The following is a 19279-nucleotide window of genomic DNA, read 5'->3' on the forward strand; positions in this document are numbered from 1 at the left end:
ATCCTTCAGCCGTCTTCCCGGTGATGCCGCAGCCACGGCGTCAGCCGCTGCTCCAGCCACACCAGCAACGAGAACAGCGCCATGCCCATGAGGGCCAGCACGAAGATCGCCGCGAACACCCGGACCGTGTCGAAGGTGCCCTGGGCGCTCATGATCACGTAGCCCAATCCGCGCTGCGAGGACACGAACTCGCCGACGATGGCGCCGACCAGGGCCAGCGAGATCGAGACCTTCATGCCGGCCAGGATCGAGGGCAGCGCGCTGGGCAGCCGCACCTTGAAGAAGAAATCGCGGCGCGAGCCCTTCAGCACGCGCCCCAGGTCCAGCACGTCTTGCGGCACCGAGCGCAGGCCGTGGACGGTGTCCACGATCATCGCGAACACCGCGATCAGGAAGGCGATGGCGATCTTCGGCTCGGCGCCGGTGCCCATCCAGATCACGAACAAGGGCGCGATGGCGACCTTGGGCACGCTGTTCAGGGCCACGATCAAGGGATAGATGAAGCGCTCGAACCAGCGCGATCCCACCAGCATCACGGCGGTCAGCACGCCAAATGCCACCGCCAGCGCGAAACCCGCCAGCGTGGTCATCAGCGTGTACGCGGCGTGGCCGGCGTACCAGGTCCACTCGGACGCCAGCTCCAGCGCCACCTGGCCCGGCAGCGGCAGCATGATGGCGCGCACCTGGAACAGCCGGGCGGCCGCCTCCCACAACAGCAGGAAGACCAGCACCGACGCCAGCCCGGCCATGCGCCGGCCCGCGCCTTTCAATAGCGTGATCATCGGACGGCCTCCGGACCCGGCGCGGCCGCGCCGCCCTCATCGATCAGGCCCATGCGCTGGAACATGCCGCGGATGTGCCGCACGTATTCGCCGAACTGGGGCGTTTCGCGCAGCGCCAGCGGCCGGGGCCGGGGCAGGTCGATCTCCATGGTTTCCAGGATGCGGCCCGGACGCGGCGAGAACACCATGACCACGTCGCCCAGGAACACCGCCTCGGCGATGCCGTGCGTGACGAACAGCACCGTGTTGCGGGTTTCCATCCAGATCCGCTGCAGTTCCACGTTCATCTGGTCGCGCGTCAGCGCGTCCAGCGCGCCGAAGGGCTCGTCCATCAGCAGCAGCCTGGGATCGTCCACCAGGGCCCGGCAGATCGCGACCCGCTGGCGCATGCCGCCGGACAGTTCGCGCGGATAGCTGCCGGCGAACTTCTCCAGGCCCGTCAGGGCCAGCAGCGCGCTCACCTTGTCCGCGTAGGCCGCCGCCGGCTTGTGCGCGAATTCGACGGGCAGCAGGATGTTACGGCGCACATCGCGCCATTCCAGCAGCGCGTCGCGCTGGAACACCATGCCCATGCCGTCCGGCGGTCCCTGCACCGGCACGCCCTCGACCCGCAGGTCGCCGGCGGAAACGGTCTCCAATCCCGCCACGCAGCGCAGGAACGTGCTCTTGCCGCAGCCGCTGGGTCCCAGGATGCTGACGAAGCGGCCGCGCGGCACCTCGACCGACACCGAGGCCAGCGCCTCCACGCCCGCCGCGCCGGGATAGCGCTTGCGCACGCCGTTCGCCGCCACGGCCCATTGCGTCATGGCTGCACCAGGCTGTCGTAGCGTTCCGCGTGCACTAGGCCGGGCTCGTAGAACGAAGCGGCCTGGGCGTCGGCGCTGATCAGCCCCACGGTCGACAGGGTCGCGACGGCCTGCGTCCAATCCTGCGGCACGATGGCGCCCAGGCGCGCGCCGGCCGCCGGCTGGCCGAAGTACGGCTGCAAGGCGTCGATCTGGCCGCGCAGCACCTTCCTGTCCAGCCGGGACTGCGGACGCTGCGCCAGGATGGCGGCGACCGCCTCGTCCTGATGCCCCGCATAGATGTACTCCCAGGCCCGCGCGCTCACGCTGGCGAAGCGCGCGATGGCGTCGCGCCGCCGGGCCAGCTTGGACTCGTTGGCGAACAGGCCGAAGCTGGGCATGTTCAGGCCGAAATCGGCGAAGCGCACGGCGCTCGACGGCCGGGTCTGCGACACCACCGGCAGGAAGAACGGGATGGTGGAGAACGCCGCGTCCGCGCGCCCCACGGCATAGGTGGATGCCTTGCTGGCGGCATCGACGTTGATCAGCTCCAGATCACTTTTCTTGAGCTTGCCCGCGGCCAGGAACGCGTCGATGAAGGGCGCTTCCAGCGAGCCGGCGGTGTAGGCGACCTTCTTGCCTTTCAGCTGCGCGGGCCCGCTGATGCCGGCGTCGGCCGGCACCAGCAACCCGATGTCGCTCTGCCTGGCGAACACGGCCACCGCCTTGACCGGCATGCCCTTTTCACGGGCGATCATGGCCGAGGCCAGCGCCGCGTGTCCCAGGTCGAAGCTGTCGCCGGCGCCCACGATCTGCACCGTCGTCACCGAGCCGTTGCCGTCCTCCAGCGACACTTCCAGGCCGGCCTGGCGGTACCAGCCCTTCTGCTGCGCCAGGTGGAAGGCGCCGTGCACGCCCCAGGGCGTCCAGTCCAGCCGCACCCGCAGCGGCTCCAGCGCCTGCGACCAGGCGGGCGCGCTCAGCGCGACAGCGGCCAGGCCCAACAAGGCGTTGCGCCAATTTCGTACGATCACCGCGAACATGATTTTCCCCGTTGTGTGTCGGCGCCGGACGCCGCCGGCGCCTCTTCCCGCTCAACCGCCCCGGCCGACCCACCGCTTGATGCGCGCCCACAGCACGCTGAAGAACATGGCCGTGGGATTGAAGCTGGCCTGGACCGGCGCCTCGCCCGCGGCGGCGGGCCGGCGCAGCCGGGCGGTGACGTTGTTGCCGAAGTCCGCGATCATGCGGCGCACGAAGTCCTGCACCAGCCCGGACCGCGAAAACTGCGCCAGGGGCCCCTGCAGTGAATACAGCAGGTTCACGTGCACCTGCGTCTCGCCGGGCGACAGCGCCTGCAGGCGATAGGTGATGTCGCCATTGGCGCGCGACTGGCTGAGCGAGTCCTGCCCGGCGCCACGGAACACCGCCTGCATGGCGGCGTCGTCGCGCTCCAGGCGGGCCGCGCCGTTGAAGGCCGCGGACATGGGCCCGAACTTGATGGCGATCTTGCCCTTGACCCGGTCGCCCTCGTGCTCCTCGATCGAGGCGCCGGGCAGGCAGCTGGCCAGCGCCGGCAGGTCCACCATGAAGGCCCAGACCTCGGCCGCGGGAAAGGGCACGGTGAAACCGCCGTCGATCTGGCTGCCCCGGCCTTCCTTCTTGCCGGCTGGCGCGGCGACGGGAACAGGCGCGGGCTTGGCCGCCGCCCCGGCGCCATCCGCCACCGGCGTGAATCCCGCGAAGGCCGCCTGCCGCGCGGCCTCGGGCGCGGCGCCCCGGCCCTGCGCCAGGGCGGCCCGCAGCGCATCCACGGCGGGATCCGGCTGCGCCCGCAGCTCCGCCAGCACGGACATCACGGCGGCCACGATACCCATGTAGCCGGTGCAACGGCACAGATTGCCGGACAGTTCCACCCGCACCCTGCCCTCGTCCGCCTCCGGCAGCCGCAGCACGATGTCGCGCGACGTCGCCAGCATGCCGGGCGTGCAATAGCCGCATTGCAGGGCGTGGTGCCGCGTGAAGGCGGCGCGCAGCCGCTGCATCACCGGATCGGCGTCATAGCCTTCGATGGTGGTCACCTGCTTTCCTTCGCAGGCCACCGCGAAGGAGATACAGGACCGCACCGGCGCGCCATCCACCAGCACCGTGCAGGCGCCGCAGACGCCGTGCTCGCAGCCGAGATGGGTGCCGGTCAGGCGCGCCTGGTCCCGCAGGAAATCCCCCAGATGCATGCGCGCGGGCGCCTCGTGCGATACGCGCTTGCCGTTCACTTCCAATGTCACCTGAACCATGGTTATTCCCGTCAACCCAAGGCCTGCGCCAGGCAGCGCGTCACCGCGGTCCCGTGCAGCTTGCGGTGGTGTTCATCCTTGCCCGGCATGACGCCGGCCAGCTCGTCGGCGAGCAGGGCCGGGTCCAGGCCCGCCAGTCCCTGCCGCGCGATGCTCGCGGCCAGCCGGGGCAGCAATCCGGGCGCGCCGTCCAGCGCGCCCACCGCGATCCGCGCCGTCTTCGACGCGGCATCGAACCACGCGGCGCAGCTGGCCTCGGCGAACTCGCCGGTCTTGCGGCAAAACTTGTAATAGCCCCAGCGCGACGCCGGCCCCGCCTCGGGCACATGCACGGCGGCGATCAGCTCGTCCTCGCGCAGCCCGGTGGTATAGGCGCCCTGCATGTAGTCCTGCGCCGGCAGCATGCGGACCCCGTCCGGGCCGGCGATCTCCAGCGTCGCACCCAGGCCGACCATGGTCAGCACCCAGTCGGCCGCCGGATCGGCATGCGCCAGGCTGCCGCCCAGCGTGCCGCGATTGCGGATGGCGCGGTAGGCGATGCCCGGCGCCACCTGCTGCAACGGCGTGCCGCGCAGCAGTTCGTGCACGCCATCCTCGATCTCGGCGTGGGTCACGGCGGCGCCCACGCGCAGCCCGCCGTCCTGCCGCGTGACGGTGCGCAGTTCGGCCAGGCCGGAGATGTCGATGACGACGGGCGGACGAGCCAGCCGCAGGTTCAGCATGGGCCCCAGCGATTGCCCGCCGGCCATGAGCTTGGCGCGGCCTTCGTGCGCGCGCAGCGCCCGCAAGGCCTCCTGCAGCGAGTCCGGACGCGTGTATTCGAACGCGGCGGCCTTCATGCCGTCACCTCCGCGCTGGCGGACTCGGGCTGGCGGCTGCCCTGCGCGATGGCGGCGAGCACCCGCGTCGGGGACAGCGGCGTGCGCAGCAGCTCGGCCGCGCCCAGCGGGCGCAGCGCGTCGTTGACCGCGTTGAACAGCACCGCCGGCGGCGCGATGGCGCCGCCCTCGCCCATGCCCTTGGCGCCGAATTCGGTATGCGGCGACGGGGTCTCGAAGTGATGCAGGCGCATGTTCGGCACCTCGGTGGCGCCGGGCAGCATGTAGTCCGCCAGGGTCGACGCCAGCGGCTGGCCGTTGTCGTCGTAGGGCGTTTCCTCGTAGAAGGCGGTGCCGATGCCCTGGGCCACGCCGCCGATGGTCTGGCCTTCGACCACCATGGGATTGATCATGGTCCCGCAATCCTCCACCACCACATAGTCCAGGATCTCCACGCCGCCGGTGCCGGGGTCCACCGCCACCACCGCCGCGTGGGTGGCGTAGGTGAAACAGCCGGTGTCGACCTTGGGCTTGTAGCCAACGGTGACTTCCAGTCCGGCGGGATCCACGTCGGGCGGCAACAACTGCGGCCGCAGGTACCAGGCGTCGGCCACGTCCTTGACCGACACCGACTTGCCGCCCGCTTCCAGCCGGTCGCCGTTCCAGGCCACGCGGGCGGGATCGGCCTGCAGCAGGTGCGCGCCGATATGCGTGAGCCTGGGCAGCAGGCGCTTGCAGGCCTGCGACACCGCGCCACCCGACATCACCAGCGAGCGCGAGGCATAGGTGCCGGTGGAAAATGGCGTCTGCCCGGTATCTCCATGCAGCAGCTTGATGCTGGCCACGTCCACGCCCAGGATCTCGTTGGCGATCTGGGCAAAGGTCGTTTCCATGCCCTGCCCGTGCGAATGCACGCCGACCCGCAGCTCCAGCCCGCCGTCGGGCGTGACCCGGGCCGTGGCCTGATCGAAGCCCGGAATGACGGGCGTGCCCCAGGCGGCGAACACCGAGGTGCCGTGCGCGGCCTGCTCCGTGTAGGTGGCCAGGCCCACGCCGATGAGGCGGCCGTCGGCTTCGCCCCGGCGCTGGCGCTCGCGGATGGCGTCCACGCCGATCATGTCCATGGCCTGCCGCAGGCTGGCCGGATAATCGCCGCTGTCCAGGTGCTTGCCGGTGACGTTGACGTAGGGCATCTGGTCGCCCTGCACCAGGTTCTCCTGGCGGATTTCCCAGGGTTCGCGCCCGACCTCGCGGGCGATCGCGTCCATCGTCAGCTCCATGGCGAAGCAGACGCCGGTGCGCGCCACGCCCCGGTACGGCACGAAGCCCGGCTTGTTGGTGGCCACCGCCTTGGTCACGCAGCGATAGCCCTTGAATGCATACGGCCCCGGCAGGTTGCCGATGGCCTGGCCCGGCTCCAGGCCGATGGTGAACGGCCAGACCGAGTAGGCGCCGCCGTCGATGGTGATCCTGGCGTCCAGCGCCAACAATTTGCCTCGGCGGTCGGCGTAGGCCACCATTTCATAATGGTGCTCGCGCGAGTTCGCGCCCGCCGTCAGGTGCTCGCGGCGGTCCTCGATGAAGCGGAACGGCCGCTTGAAGGTCTTGGCCAGCCAGGCCACGCACAGCTCTTCCTGCTGCAGCACGCACTTGTAGCCGAAGGCGCCGCCCACGTCCGGCGACACCACCCTCACCCGGCCCTGTTCCAGGTCCAGGCACTGGGCGAGCACGCTGCGGATCATGTGCGGCACCTGCGTGGCGCTGACCACCACCAGCTGGTCGGCCTGGTGGTCCCAGTAGGCCAGCACCGCCTTGCCCTCCATCGGCACCATGCATTGCCGCGCCAGGTCGATCTTGCGCCGCACCACCACGTCCGCCTGCGCCGCCAGTTCGTCGAACTGCTTGTCGACATTGAGCGTGACGAAGACATTGTCGCGCCATTGCTCGTGCACGAAATCGCCTTGCGCCGCCTGGGCGCTGGCGACGTCCGCGTACACCGGCAGGTCGTCGTAGTCGACCTCGATCATCTCGGCGTAGTCCTCGGCCTCGGCGCGGGTCGGCGCGACCACCATGGCGACGGGTTCGCCCACGAACCGCACCTTGCCCGATGCCAGCGGCGGCTGCGCCGAGACCTGGTAGCTTGGCAGCGTCGAGTCCGCCACGATGTCGCGCGCGTCCGCCATCGCCTGGCGCACGAACGCCTTATCCGCGATCTGGCTGGCCACGCGCACCGAGGCGATGCGCGCATGCGCCAGCGGGCTGCGCAGGAAGGCGACCTCGCTCAGCCCGGGCATGGCCATGTCGGCCACGAAGTTGCCCTTGCCATGCAGGTGGCGCGCGTCCTCCTTGCGTGGCACGCGCGCGCCCACCCCCTGCGGCTTGCCTGGCCGGCCGTGCGTATCGGCGTCTGCTGTCGTCATGACTCCCCTCTGTCCGGCGCGGCTCACTTGGCCTGGGCCTTCGCCACGGCGGCGAAGGTGTAGTTGTCCAGCGGGCTTTCGGCCACCCGGAACCAGCCCGCCTGCTCGGCCTGGAATTTCTTCCAGTCGGGGAAGATCGCCGCGAAATCCGGATTCTTGGCCGAGAGCTCGGTCCACAGTTCCTGCGAGGCGTTGTACGCCGCGTCCATCACTTCCTTGGGGAAGAAGCTGACCTTGGCGCCACCGGCGATCAGCTTGCGCAGCGCCAGCGGATTGCGCGCATCGTAATGGGCCAGCATGCGCATGGTCTGTTCGCCCGCCGCGGCCTCGAACGCGGCCTGGTAGGCCGGCGGCAGCGCTTCCCAGGCCTTGTCGTGCACCATGCTGGTGATGGACGCGCTGCCCTCGAACCAGCCCGGCGAATAGTAGTAAGGCGCCACCTTGTTGAAGCCCAGCTTCTCGTCGTCGTAGGGCCCGATCCATTCGGCCGCGTCGATGGTGCCCTTCTCCAGCGCCGGGTAGATGTCGCCCGGAGGAATCTGTTGCGGCACCGCGCCCAGCTTGGACAGCACCATGCCGCCGATGCCGCCGATGCGCATGTTCAGGCCCTTCAGGTCGGCGACCGACTTGATTTCCTTGCGGTACCAGCCGCCCATCTGCACGCCCACGTTGCCACAGACGTGATTGACGATGTTGTACTTCTTATAGAGCGCGCGCAGCATCGCCATGCCGCCGCCGTAGTGGATCCAGGCGTTGTGCTGGCGGGCGCTCAGCCCGAAGGACAGGCCGGTGTCGAAGGTCAGCGCCGTGTTCTTGCCGATGTAGGCGGTGCTCAGCACGTGATTGCATTCGACCGTGCCATTGCTGACCGCGTCCATGTTCTGCGCCGCCGGCACCAGCTCGCCACCCGGAAAGGCGCGGATCTCGAACTTGCCTTCGGTCAGCTGCGCCACGCGCTTGCAGAAGTCTTCGGCCGACCCGTAGATGGTGTCCAGGCTCTTGGGCCAGCTGGTGGACATGCGCCAGCGCACCGCCGGCGCGGATTGCGCGACAGCTGGCATGCCCACGGCGGCAAGGCCGGCGCCGGCTGCGCCGGCGGCTTGTGCGAGGAAACGGCGTCGTTGCATTGATTGCTCCCGATCTGGTTCGATTGAGTCCCCTTGGACCCGTTTCTACTCGTGCCAACGCCGCTCTCGCGCAACCAAAAAAACGTTAGCACACTGAATTTTTGGTCAGCATACTGACAGTAATTTTGAGTGTCAACAAGGTAAACCCCCACTGCTGTCAGCCGCGAAACGCCTGGGTTTTCACCGATTTCGCCGAAATTTCCGCGACTTCTTCCAGGCAATTTACGGGTACTCCTTACATATGGCGGGCACCCGCAAGCGCAGGCCGCAAACCACCAGCGCAACGGCCCTGCGCCCCCGTCCCGCTGCTGCCTGAAAGTCGGGGAAATCCCTAGCTCCTGGCTTGATTTTTTAACCAGTACACTGACGACAATTACTCAGCATACTGATTAGCGAGTTGATATGAACTGGATCCGCATCGCCTCCACCGACCAACTGACCGAAGACGACGAGGTGATCCCCGTCGCGGCCGGCGACCAGCAGCTTGCGCTGTATCGCAGCGAAGGCGAGTTCTACGCCTCCGACAACGTCTGTACGCACGCCTACGCGCTGCTGTCCGACGGCTACCTCGAAGACGGCTGCATCGAATGCCCGCTGCACCAGGCCCGCTTCGACATCCGCACCGGCAAGGCCATGTGCGCGCCCGCCACCACCGGCATCCGCGTCTACCCCGTCAAGGTCGAAGGCCAGGACATCTACGCCGATCTGCAGGGCTGACCATGGCCGACGCGGATTCGATCCTCATCATCGGCGCCGGCCAGGCCGGCGCGGTGGCGGCGGCGACGCTGCGCGAGCTGGGCCACGAAGGCGCCATCACGCTGGTCGGCCAGGAAGCGCACGCGCCCTATGAACGCCCGCCCCTGTCCAAGGATGCGCTGCAGACGGCCGACGCAAGCGGCCGGACCCCGGTGCATCCCGAAGACTTCTACGAACGCCAGCGCATCACGCTGCTGACCGGCGCCGAGGTCGTGCGCATCGACGCCGGCCACCGCGTTGCCCGGCTGGCCGACGGCCGCGACCTGCCCTACAGCCGCTGCCTGCTGGCGACCGGCGGGCGGGCGCGCGAACTGCCCGGCCTGCCGCGCGGCACGCCCGGCGTGCATTACATCCGCACGCTGGACGACGCCGCCGCGCTGCGCGCCGGCCTCGCGCCCCAGGCGCGCGTCGCCGTCATCGGCGGCGGCTTCCTGGGCCTGGAAGTGGCCTCCACCGCGCGCGCGCTGGGCGCTCAAGTCAGCGTCCTGGAAAGCGCGCCGCGCCTGCTGGAACGCGTGCTGCCCGAGGCCTTGTCGGACTGGCTGGCCGAACGCGTCCGCCACGCCGGCGTGGACCTGCGCCTGGGCGCGCGCATTGCCGGCTGCGACCGCCAGCCGCACGCGGACGCAGCCGTCCGGCATCCGGCGCGCTTTCTCATCACCTTGCAGGATGCCGCCACCGTGGCAGCCGACATCGTGGTGGTGGCCATCGGCCTGACGCCCGAGGTGTCGCTGGCGGTCCAGGCCGGCCTGGCGCTGGACCCCGCCAACGGCGGCATCGCGGTGGATGCCGCCTGCCGCAGCAGCGATCCCCATCTATACGCCGCCGGCGACTGCGCCAGCCAGCATCGCTCCCGCCTCGGCGTGGCGCTGAGGCTGGAATCCTGGCAGAACGCCAATGAACAGGCGCGCGCCGCCGCCGCGGGCATGCTGGGCCAGCCCGCTCCCGCGGAGCCCTACCCCTGGTTCTGGACGGACCAGTATGGCTGCAACGTGCAGATGCTGGGCCTGCCCCAGCCTGGCCTGGTCTATGCCTGCCGCGGCGTGCCGCAAGCGCGGACCGAAACGCCCCGATTCATCTGGCTCGGCCACCGCGACGGCGTGCCGGTGCACGCCATCGCCATCAACGCCGGCGGCGACCTGCGCCAGCTGCGCGTGCTGTTCGAGCAAGCCATCGCCATCGACCCGCAGCGCTATGCCGACGAAACCGTGGCGCTCAAGCCGCTGGTGAAGGCATGCCAGCAGCGCGCCGCCACGATCTGAAACCGATTGCCGCCCCGTATCGACAGGAGCTAGTCATGTATCAATCACAAACCGTCATCGGCCTCACGATGGCGTCCAAGAACACCGAGCTGGCCGACTGTGTCTGGCCGCAGGACGCGCTGCATTACATCCCGGACTGGGTCTACACCAGCCGCGCCGTCTATGACCAGGAAATCGAGAAGATCTTCCACGGCAAGACCTGGAACTACGTGGCCCTGGAAGCCGAGCTGCCCAACCCGGGCGACTACAAGCGGTCCTATGTCGGGCCGACCCCGGTGGTGGTCTCGCGCGCCGAGGACGGCTCGGTCAATGTCTTCGAGAACCGCTGCGCCCACCGCGGCGCGGAGTTCTGCCGCAACAGCCAGGGCAACGCCAAGGAATTCGTCTGCCCCTACCATCAGTGGTCCTACGACCTGAAGGGCAATCTGCAAGGCATCCCGTTCAAGCGCGGCGTGAACCGCGAAGGCGGCATGCCCAAGGACTTCAAGAACGAGGAACACGGCCTGCGCAAGTTGCGCGTCGCCACCCGCAACGGCGTGATCTTCGCGTCCTACAGCGACGAGGTCGAGGCCCTGGAGGAATACCTGACGCCCGAGATCCTGGCCGATTTCGACACCGTCTTCCCCGGCAAGAAGCTCAAGATCCACGGCTACTACCGCAATGAGCTGCCCTGCAACTGGAAGATGTATCACGAGAACCTGAAGGATCCCTACCACGCCACCCTGCTGCATTCGTTCCTGGTGGTGTTCGGCCTGCTGGTGGCGGGCAACAAGTCCGCCATGCTGGTCGACACGGTGCATGGCCGCCACGGCACCATGGCCTCGGCCAAGAGCGAGGACAAATACGCCAGCGTCAGCGAAGAGAACAAGAAGGAAATGCGCTCGTTCCATGATGGCCTGCATCTGCAGGACGACCGCTTCCTCGAATTCGTCAAGGAGTTCGATTCGCCCTGGTCCGTCACCATGCAGACCATCTGGCCCAACCTGATCGTGCAGCGCGAGATGAACACGCTGGGCGTGCGCCAGATCGTGCCCAACGGACCCGACAGCATGATCATGCAATGGACCATGTTCGGCTATGAGGACGATACGCCCGAGATGGAACGCCATCGCCTGCGCCAGGGCAATCTGATGGGCCCGGCGGGATTCCTCGGCCTGGAGGACAACGAGGCCATGAAGTTCGTTCAGGAAGGCGTGCGCCGCGCCAGCACCGACGTCAACGTGCTCAAGCTGGAATCCGGCAAGCAGGGCACGTCCAACACGCTGATCTCGGAAGCCGCCATCCGCTCCATGTACAGCTACTACCGCGGCGTGATGGGCTTCTGAGGCAGGAACACCAAGACATGAGAACCCGATTCGAATTTTCCCCCCGAAAGATCGATCCCGCCCGCGCCATCGCGCTGCGCCTGGAGATAGAGGAGTTCCACGCCGACTACTGCGCCGCCCTGGACGCGGGCCAGGTCGAATCCTGGCCGGACTTCTTCACCGAGGATGGCCTGTACCGCGTCACCGCGCGCGAGAACGCCGACCTGGGCCTGCCGGTCGGCCTGGTCTACTCCGAGGGCCGCGCCATGATGCATGACCGGGCCGTGGCCATTTCCCGCACCCAGATGTTCGCCCCGCGCTACATGCTGCACATGGTCAGCAACACCCGCGTCATCAGCGAATCCGCCGACGGCGAGATCGAGGCGCAAGCCGCGTTCCTGCTGATGCAGACGCTGGTGGAAGGCCCCACCACGCTGCACCTGGCCGGCGCCTACTACGACCGCTACACCCGGCAGGACGGCACGCTCAAGCTGAAGGAACGCCAGGTGGTGTATGACACCACCATCCTCGCCAACGACCTGGTCTATCCCGTCTAGGATCGTCGCGCCCCGGCAAGGAAAAGGGGTTGCGCCTCGCGGCGCAACCCCTTTTTTCAGCTTGACCCAGCTAGGCTCGCGTCGCCCGCAAGGCTTCGTCCCGCGTCAGCACGGTGGCGTACTTCTGCCGCATGTCGAAGAGATTGGCCTCGTGCGGGCCGATGGCGCGGTCGCCCACGCAGTCCGACACCACCAGCGGACGAAAGCCGTACTGCATGGCGTCCACCACGCTGGCCCGCACGCAGCCGCTGGTGACCGCGCCGGCGACCAGCAGCGTCTGCACCCCGCGCTGCGACAGCCAGGCGGCCAGGCTGGTGCCGAAGAACGCGGAAGGCACCGTCTTGCGCACTACCAGCTCTCCGGACGCGGGCGCGAGCTGCGGCACGATGGCGCTGTTGTGGTCCGCTTCCTTCAAGGTCAGCATGCCCGGCACCTTGAGCGTGAAGATGTTGTGGTCGGCGTCGTCGTCGGCGAACACGATGCGGCTGTGGGCCACCGGCCAGCCCTGCTGGCGTGCGTGCGCCAGCAGGCCCACCGTCTGCGCGATGGCCTCGGGGATGTTGCCCCCGCCGAACACCGCCGGATCGGCGAAGCCATTGACCAGGTCCACGATCAGCAGGCCGTAGGGCGCCTTGGGCGCCATGGCCGCGCCGAAGCCTTGCCGTTCGTAGGCGGAGATATCGTCATTCATGTGTGGAATTCCTGTAGCGGTCATGGATTGAGCCCTGGACTAGTCCCTCGGGCCGGCGCCATCCAGCACCCTGCCCTGGCGCACCACGTCCTCTCCGTCCAGCCGCACGGTGCAGCCGCGCAGCGGGATGTCGATGTGGCAGGTGGTGCAGCGGCTGCCGCCGGCTTCGTTGTTCGGCCCCAGCGAGAACAGGAAATTGCCCTCGTAGGCCCGCGCGTCCATGCCGATGGTGGCTTCGCGGTCGTACAGGCCCAGCGTGGTCCAGTGCGCGCGCGGCTGCAGGCCCCAGCCGATGTGCGAAATCGCGTAGGCTTCCGGATCCCTGAACGACGCCACGTACTCGCGCAGCAGCTCCGCGTCCACGCCGCCGTCGATGCGCGTGGCGTAGCCGTTCTCGACGGTCAGCTCGATGGCCGAGCGCACGTAGAGTTTCTGCGGCAGCAGGATGTCGCCCACGTCGATCACGATCTTGCCCCGCGCGCCGCCCTCGTTCGGCCAGGTCAGCACGAAGCCGCTGGGCCAGTGGTCCCAGCGCCCGGGTTCGTCGACGAAACCGTATTCGCTGATGGCCGGGAACTCGCCCAGCGGGCAGCGCAGGTCCGTGCCCGCCTCCGACACGACGCTCATCTCGCGCGCCGCGGCGATGCGCGCGGCGGCCGCCTTGACCCGCGCGCGGTCGGCCTCGGTCGGCACCAGCCGCGCCAGCACTTCCGGCGGCTCCACCGCCAGCAGGATCTTGGTACCCGAGGCCAGGATTTCGTGCTGTTCCGGCGAGAACAGCAGCGTCATCAGGTCCAGCACCAGATCGCTTTCCTTCAGCGCCGCGATCGCGGCCTTGTTGCCGGTCAGCGGAGTCGTGCCCAGATAGGCCAGCGCGTCCCGGCTCAGCGCGCGCTCGCCGTTGACGGGCGGCAGGTCCAGCCGATTGACCACGGCGCCCATGGCCTGCGTCGCGATCAGCGCCGTGGCCAGCGTTTGCGGATGGGTGGCCGCGCTGGTCAGCACCGTGACCGTCTGCCCCGCCTGCAGCCTGGACAGCGTCAGCACCTGCTGCCAGGCCTTCACCATTTCATAGTCGCTGATAGGCATGATGCCCTCCTTGCTTGACGATCTGCGTCTCAGGCGCGCGCCAGCGGCGCGCCCAGGAAGTCGCCGAAGGCCGCGTAGAAGCCTTCCTCGTTGTCCCACGGAATCATGTGGCCGGCGGCGGGCACCCGGTGATGCCGAGTGCCTGGCGCCAGCCGCTGGATCTCTTCCACGTCGGCGTCCAGCACCACGTCGCCGCGTTCCGCCGTGATCAGCAGGACCGCCGCGTCCAGCAGCGGCAGGTCCGCATGGATGTCGTCGCTGTGGAAAGCCTCGAAGCTCTGGATGATGGCGCGCTCGTCGCAGGTATGCAGCCACTCGGCGCGCAGCTGGCGCTGCGCGTCGGTCCAGCTGGGGCAGAACGCGCGCATGGCTTCGGCGTCCATGCCCTGGCGCGCCTGCGCCATGGAGTCCACGTACCAGGGCAGCTTGGCCGGATACGGCCGGCGGCCGGGGCCCGACACCGGCGGGTCGGCCAGGACGAGACGCCGCAGGCCGGCCGGCTTGCTTCGCCCGGCGCGCACGCCGATGCGGCCGCCCATGGAATGACCGACCACGCTGTATTGCTCCAGGCCCAGCGCCTGCGCGAACGCCAGCACGTCGGCGGCCTGCGCGTCCAGGCCATAGTCCAGCGCCGCGCCGGCTTCGGACAAGCCCCGGCCGCGCACATCCAGGATATAGGTATCGAAGGACTCGCCGAAGCGCTCGCCCACGAAGCCCCAGGTAATCGCCGGACTGGTGATGCCCGGCACGATGATGACCGGATCGCGCCCCGCCCCGCGCGTGCCGCCATAGCGCAGATAGTGCTGGCGGATGCCGTTGGCGTGGACATTGCCGCCGTACAGGAAATTGCTCATGTCAGTCTCGCACGCTGGATTCAGAGTTTGAACAGGCGCCGCGCGTTGCCGTGGCAGATCAGTGCGCGGGTCGCCTCATCCATCGGCGTCTGCTCGATGAACTCGACGGCGAGCGCGGTCGACTCGTAGGGATAGTCCACCGAGAACATCACCGCCTCGCGCCCCATTTCGGCGATGGCGGCGGTCAAGGTCGGCGGCGAACAGACGCCCGACGTCGTGATGACGATGTTGCTGCCCAGGTAGGCCGAGGGCGCGCGCTCCAGCTTGATGCCGTGCGAGTACACCGCGAAGCGGCTGTCGAAGCGCCAGCGCAGGAATGGCAGGCCCTCGCCCATGTGCCCGAGTATCAGCTTGACGCCGGGATAGCGGTCGAACACGCCGCCGAACAGCAGGCGCAGCGCGTGGGTGGCGGTCTCGACGCCCCAGCCCCAGCACGCGCCGACCAGCTCGGGGTGGCCGGAGTACGCCTGCGGAACCACATGGGGATCGGACGGATGCAGGTAGACGGGCACATCCAGCTCCTGCACCTTTTCCCAGAACGGGTCATAGGCGCGCCCGTCGTAGTACACGCCGTTGGTGTGGCCGTTGATCAGCGCGCCCTTGAAGCCCAGCTGCCTGACGCAGCGTTCCAGCTCGGCGGCGGCGACCCGGGGATCGTGCATGGGTATGGTGGCGAAGGCGCCGTAGCGCGTCGGATGGCGGGCCACCTGCTGGACCAGGAAATCGTTGTTCTCGCGGGCGCGACGCAACGCCACGGCGGCGTCGGGCTCGGCCTGCACGCCCGGCCCGGTCTGCGACAGGATGACGTAGTCGATGCCGCCCCGGTCCATCTCGCCCAGCCGGACTTCGTCGAAATCGACCAGCCGCGCGGCCAGATCGGCCAGCACCGCTGGATCGATGTGCTGCGCAAAGCTCTTTGAATAGTCCTTGAATCCGACCGCGGTGTAGTGTTCCTCGAACGCGATCTTGCGTACTTTGCTCATTCCCCTGCTCCCAGTTTGGTGGCCCGGGCCCTGCCCGGCCACGGCGCGCCAGCATTATTTATCAGCACACTGACTATTAATCCGGAAAAACCGGAATCACGCACAACTGCCTTCTCATAGGGAAAAGCGCCGCGACGGCTTCCGGATTTAGGTCAGTATACTGATTTTATAGTCAGCGTACTGACAAATAGGGGAAATCCCGGAGCCCGAAAAAAAGGCCGCCAGGGCGGCCTCGCGGACGGGCGGCGCTCAGCCGGCCCTGTCCAGGTCGGCGGGCGTGTCGACATCGAGCAACACGCCTGGATCATCCACCTGGACCAGGCGCAGACCCGGCTGCCCGAGCAGCCGTCGCGCGCCCTCGTCCGCGTTCAACAGCGCCAGCCGAGGCAGCAGGTCGGCGCGGAATCCCACGGGATGGCCGCGCCGTCCCCGATGCGACGGCGCCGCCATCGGCGCATGTTGCAGCGCATCCAGCACGCCCGCCATGCTGGTGTCGCGAATCCAGGGCATGTCCGCCAGCGCCACCAGCACCGAGCGCGGCGTGTCGGGCAGGGCCAGCAGATGCCGCGCCGCCGTGGCCAGGCTGCTTCCCATGCCCTCGCCCGCCGGATCCGCCTCGATCACCCGGCAATCTTCCGCCCGCAACAGCGCGGCCAGCGCCGCGTTGCCCGGGCGCACCACGGCGACGACCATGTCCACGGCCGCCCGAAGCCGGCGCGCGCTGGCCACGGCCACGCACGGGCCCTGTGGCAAGGCGGCCATCAGCTTGTCGGCGCCCGGCCGCTGCGCGGCGTAACGCGAGCCCTGCCCCGCCGCCAGCAGGATGCCGGCACTCGGGGACGCCAGGTAGGGGTAGACACTAGGGACATTCGACATGATCATCAGTATAGTGAATATAAGCCGGGGCAGCGCCACGGTCCTTGCCTGCGAGAAGCCGATGAACGCTCTGGATCTGGACGTATTGCAACATGCCCGCGACTGGGTGGCCGCGGGCCGCCGCGCGCACCTGGTGACGGTGGTGCAGACCTGGGGCTCGGCGCCCCGCCAGGCGGGCGCCATGCTGGCCCTGCGCGACGACGGCCGCATGGTCGGCTCGGTGTCCGGCGGCTGCATCGAGGACGACCTGATGCGCCGCGCGCGCGAAGGCGCGCTGGATGACGCTCCCGCGCGCCTGACCTACGGCGTCACCCGCGACGAGGCCGCGCGCTTCGGCCTGCCTTGCGGCGGCACGCTGCGCCTGATCAGCGAACCGCTGCGCGATACGCAATGGCTGGATCTCGTGCTGGAATCGATTCGCGGCCATCGCCTGATCCAGCGCACGGTGGACCTGCAGGATGGCGGCAGCTCGGTGTCGCCCGCCGGCCCGGCCGACGGCCCGGATTTCGACGGACGCATCTTCCGCAGCGTGTACGGGCCGCGCTGGCGGTTGCTGATCATCGGCGCCAACCAGACCGCCCAGGTGCTCGCCAGCGTGGCCGCCACGCTGGATTTCCACGTCACGGTATGCGACCCGCGCGAGGAGTTCTACGGCGACTGGAACCTGTCCCAGGCGACCCTGCTCACCAGCATGCCCGATGACGCGGTGCTGGAGATCGGCACGGACGAACGCACCGCCATCGTGGCCGTCACCCATGACCCCAAGCTCGACGACATGGCCCTGCTGGAAGCGCTGAAATCCCCCGCATTCTATGTAGGCGCGCTGGGTTCGCGCGCCAACCAGCAAAAGCGCCGCGAGCGGCTGCGGCTGTTCGACCTGGACGAGAGCCAGATCGAACGCCTGCATGGCCCGGTGGGCCTGCGCATCGCGAGCAAGACGCCCGCCGAGATCGCGGTGGCGATCGCCGCCGAACTGATCTGGGTCCGCAACACCCTGGGCGGCGCCGAGGCCGCCCATGAGCCGTCGCAAGCCAGCGCGCTGCAGGGCTGAGCAGGGCTGCCGGCCCCTGCCCCGCGCGGGCCCGGCCTACATGGGCTTGAGGGTGGTGCGGCTGTACTGGTTGTTGGCTTCCACCAGGGTGGACAGCAGCTTCATGAAGATTTCCTGGTTGCGCGTGGACAGCGGCTCCAGCAGGCGCTGCTGGGCGCGCGCCATGCCTTCTTGCAGCAGGCCCATGATGCGCAGCCCTTCCTGGGTGATGACCGCCTGGCGCGAGCGTTTGTCGTTGGGATTGGTGCGCCGCTCCACCAGGCCGCGTTCCTGCAGGCGCTTGACCACGTCCGCGGTGGTGGTGCGGTCCAGTCCCAGTTCCATGCCGATGGCGGTCTGGTCCAGCCAGGGGCTGAGCGACAGCGCGGTCAGCACGCCATATTGCACCGGCGTCACGTTCTGCGTCTTGCATTCCTCGTAGAACATGGCGTAGTGGATCTGGTTCAGGCGTCGCACCAGATAGCCGGGGCGCGACCACAGCACCTGTTTGGCCGGATCGAAAATCTTGCTGTCTGTCTTCTGAGTTGCGACGCGCTTCTGGGACGTCGTCTTTTTCTGTACATCCGGCACGTTGAGGCAGCTCCAATTTAGTTAGTGCACTGAGGATAATACCACCGGCCATCGCCTGTCGAGCGCCGCAAGACGGACGCATGCGCCAGATCAACGCCTGCCCGCGCAGGGCAAGAGCAGCCTAGCGCGCCTGCTTCGCCAGATATTCCTTCAGCACCTGCACCAGCGCCATCGCCGCCGGCGACAGGCTGCGGCCGCGCGAGGTGACCAGCCCGATCGAGCGCTCGGCCACCGGCCCGATCAGCGGACGCTGCACGATGCCGTTCTGCGCCACCGCGCCCGCCGCGATCTCGGGCAGCGCCGCCACGCCGAAACCGCATTCCACCATGGAGACGATGGTGGTCAGGTGCTCGGCCTCGAAGGCCGGCGTGAAGCGGATGCGGTTCTGCAGGAAAGCCCATTCGGTGTACTGGCGCACGCTGCTCGGATGCACCATGGACACGTGCTCGGCGCCAGCCGTGTCGGCCCAGCGCAGCGGGCCGCGCGCCTTGGCCAGCGGATGCGCCTCGGGGATCAGCAGCAGGAAACTGTCTGACATCAGCGGCACGTAGTGCAGGTCGGCCTGCTGCGGGTCGGCCGCCGTCAGCGCGAAGTCCACCTCGCCGGCGCGCACCAGGTCGAAGGCGGGGCCGGACAGCGTGTCGCGCACTTTCAGCGCCACCTGCGGATGGGCCTGGCGATACGCCATCAGCACGCGCGGCAGCAGGCGCGCGGCCAGCGACGGCAGCGCCGCCACCGACACCTGCCCCTGCTCCACGCTGGCGATGCCGCTGACGGCGGCGATGGCGTCGCGGAACGCCGCCTGCAGCGAGGCGGCCTGCTGCATGAAGACCTCGCCCGCCGCCGTCAGGCGCACGGTGCGCGTGGTGCGATCGAACAGGCGCACGCCCAGCGCGTCCTCGATGCGCTGCACCTGGGTCGACAGCGCCGACTGCGACAGGTGCAGCTGTGCCGCCGCCTGCCGGAAGTTCAGCGTGCGCCCCAGCACCAGCGTGGTGTCGATGTCGCGCATCGACAGGTTGATCTGCATGTCCGCCCTCGCCCGCCCTATTGATCGAAT

Annotated in this window: 19 protein-coding genes; 5 read left to right on the top strand and 14 right to left on the bottom strand. The window is 68.6% G+C overall.

Going from position 1 to position 19279, the window contains the following annotated elements:
* Positions 1-5: 5 nt before the first annotated feature.
* The 7 genes from AC6LJ9_RS06100 to AC6LJ9_RS06130 are packed head-to-tail and all read right to left on the bottom strand — an operon-like array spanning position 6 to position 8226.
* Positions 6-782, bottom strand: coding sequence for an ABC transporter permease (locus tag AC6LJ9_RS06100; protein ID WP_498146852.1), 777 nt, complete (start codon positions 780-782; stop codon positions 6-8).
* Positions 779-1588 carry an ABC transporter ATP-binding protein gene (locus AC6LJ9_RS06105; protein WP_498146853.1) on the bottom strand — a complete coding sequence of 270 codons (810 nt, stop codon included), beginning with the start codon at positions 1586-1588 and terminating at the stop codon, positions 779-781. The genes AC6LJ9_RS06100 and AC6LJ9_RS06105 overlap by 4 nt, the downstream gene beginning before the upstream one ends.
* Positions 1585-2610 (bottom strand): ABC transporter substrate-binding protein, encoded by a 1026-nt coding sequence (locus AC6LJ9_RS06110; protein ID WP_498146854.1) that lies wholly within the window; start codon positions 2608-2610, stop codon positions 1585-1587. Before AC6LJ9_RS06110 ends, AC6LJ9_RS06105 begins: the two co-directional genes overlap by 4 nt.
* A 51-nt stretch (positions 2611-2661) precedes the next feature.
* A complete protein-coding gene (locus AC6LJ9_RS06115) occupies positions 2662-3867 on the bottom strand; it encodes a xanthine dehydrogenase family Fe-S subunit (RefSeq protein ID WP_498146904.1) in 1206 nt (401 codons plus the stop codon).
* A 5-nt stretch (positions 3868-3872) separates the two neighbouring features.
* Positions 3873-4700 (bottom strand): FAD binding domain-containing protein, encoded by an 828-nt coding sequence (locus tag AC6LJ9_RS06120; protein WP_498146855.1) that lies wholly within the window; start codon positions 4698-4700, stop codon positions 3873-3875.
* Entirely contained in the window at positions 4697-7099 is a 2403-nt protein-coding gene (locus AC6LJ9_RS06125; protein WP_498146856.1) for a xanthine dehydrogenase family protein molybdopterin-binding subunit, read from the bottom strand. The genes AC6LJ9_RS06120 and AC6LJ9_RS06125 overlap by 4 nt, the downstream gene beginning before the upstream one ends.
* A 23-nt stretch (positions 7100-7122) precedes the next feature.
* Entirely contained in the window at positions 7123-8226 is a 1104-nt protein-coding gene (locus tag AC6LJ9_RS06130; RefSeq protein ID WP_498146857.1) for a TRAP transporter substrate-binding protein, read from the bottom strand.
* A gap of 402 nt (positions 8227-8628) precedes the next feature.
* Between AC6LJ9_RS06130 and AC6LJ9_RS06135 the strand changes: the two genes are divergently transcribed.
* Genes AC6LJ9_RS06135 through AC6LJ9_RS06150 form a run of 4 tightly spaced genes read left to right on the top strand, consistent with a single transcriptional unit; the run spans position 8629 to position 12105 of the window.
* Positions 8629-8943 carry a non-heme iron oxygenase ferredoxin subunit gene (locus AC6LJ9_RS06135; protein WP_498146858.1) on the top strand — a complete coding sequence of 105 codons (315 nt, stop codon included), beginning with the start codon at positions 8629-8631 and terminating at the stop codon, positions 8941-8943.
* Positions 8944-8945: 2 nt separating this feature from the next.
* A complete protein-coding gene (locus tag AC6LJ9_RS06140) occupies positions 8946-10244 on the top strand; it encodes an NAD(P)/FAD-dependent oxidoreductase (protein WP_498146859.1) in 1299 nt (432 codons plus the stop codon).
* 35 nt (positions 10245-10279) lie between these two features.
* Complete coding sequence (locus AC6LJ9_RS06145) at positions 10280-11569, top strand: aromatic ring-hydroxylating dioxygenase subunit alpha (RefSeq protein WP_498146860.1); 1290 nt, start codon at positions 10280-10282, stop codon at positions 11567-11569.
* Positions 11570-11586: 17 nt separating this feature from the next.
* Entirely contained in the window at positions 11587-12105 is a 519-nt protein-coding gene (locus tag AC6LJ9_RS06150) for an aromatic-ring-hydroxylating dioxygenase subunit beta (RefSeq protein WP_498146861.1), read from the top strand.
* A 70-nt stretch (positions 12106-12175) separates the two neighbouring features.
* Here AC6LJ9_RS06150 and AC6LJ9_RS06155 read toward each other — a convergent pair whose 3' ends face one another.
* From AC6LJ9_RS06155 to AC6LJ9_RS06175, 5 genes are all read right to left on the bottom strand, one after another.
* Positions 12176-12796 (bottom strand): N-carbamoylsarcosine amidohydrolase, encoded by a 621-nt coding sequence (locus AC6LJ9_RS06155; protein ID WP_498146862.1) that lies wholly within the window; start codon positions 12794-12796, stop codon positions 12176-12178.
* A gap of 39 nt (positions 12797-12835) precedes the next feature.
* Positions 12836-13885: a 2,5-dihydroxypyridine 5,6-dioxygenase NicX family protein gene (locus AC6LJ9_RS06160; protein ID WP_498146863.1), complete on the bottom strand. Its 1050-nt coding sequence runs from the start codon at positions 13883-13885 to the stop codon at positions 12836-12838.
* Positions 13886-13914: 29 nt separating this feature from the next.
* Positions 13915-14739 carry an alpha/beta fold hydrolase gene (locus AC6LJ9_RS06165; RefSeq protein WP_498146864.1) on the bottom strand — a complete coding sequence of 275 codons (825 nt, stop codon included), beginning with the start codon at positions 14737-14739 and terminating at the stop codon, positions 13915-13917.
* A 20-nt stretch (positions 14740-14759) separates the two neighbouring features.
* The gene (locus AC6LJ9_RS06170) at positions 14760-15722 is read right to left on the bottom strand and encodes an amidohydrolase family protein (RefSeq protein WP_498146865.1); all 963 of its coding nucleotides are present in this window, start codon (positions 15720-15722) and stop codon (positions 14760-14762) included.
* Positions 15723-15971: 249 nt separating this feature from the next.
* A complete protein-coding gene (locus AC6LJ9_RS06175; protein WP_498146905.1) occupies positions 15972-16598 on the bottom strand; it encodes a nucleotidyltransferase family protein in 627 nt (208 codons plus the stop codon).
* A gap of 61 nt (positions 16599-16659) precedes the next feature.
* Here AC6LJ9_RS06175 and AC6LJ9_RS06180 point away from each other — a divergent pair, with 61 nt between their 5' ends.
* The gene (locus AC6LJ9_RS06180) at positions 16660-17649 is read left to right on the top strand and encodes an XdhC family protein (protein WP_498146866.1); all 990 of its coding nucleotides are present in this window, start codon (positions 16660-16662) and stop codon (positions 17647-17649) included.
* A 36-nt stretch (positions 17650-17685) separates the two neighbouring features.
* Here the strand turns inward: AC6LJ9_RS06180 and AC6LJ9_RS06185 are convergent, their stop codons facing one another.
* Together AC6LJ9_RS06185 and AC6LJ9_RS06190 are read right to left on the bottom strand one after the other, a co-directional pair.
* Positions 17686-18153 carry a MarR family winged helix-turn-helix transcriptional regulator gene (locus tag AC6LJ9_RS06185; protein WP_369869794.1) on the bottom strand — a complete coding sequence of 156 codons (468 nt, stop codon included), beginning with the start codon at positions 18151-18153 and terminating at the stop codon, positions 17686-17688.
* A gap of 187 nt (positions 18154-18340) precedes the next feature.
* Positions 18341-19249, bottom strand: coding sequence for a LysR family transcriptional regulator (locus tag AC6LJ9_RS06190; RefSeq protein WP_103276535.1), 909 nt, complete (start codon positions 19247-19249; stop codon positions 18341-18343).
* Positions 19250-19279: the final 30 nt, after the last annotated feature.

The organism is Achromobacter sp. 1011811831 (assembly GCF_059760905.1).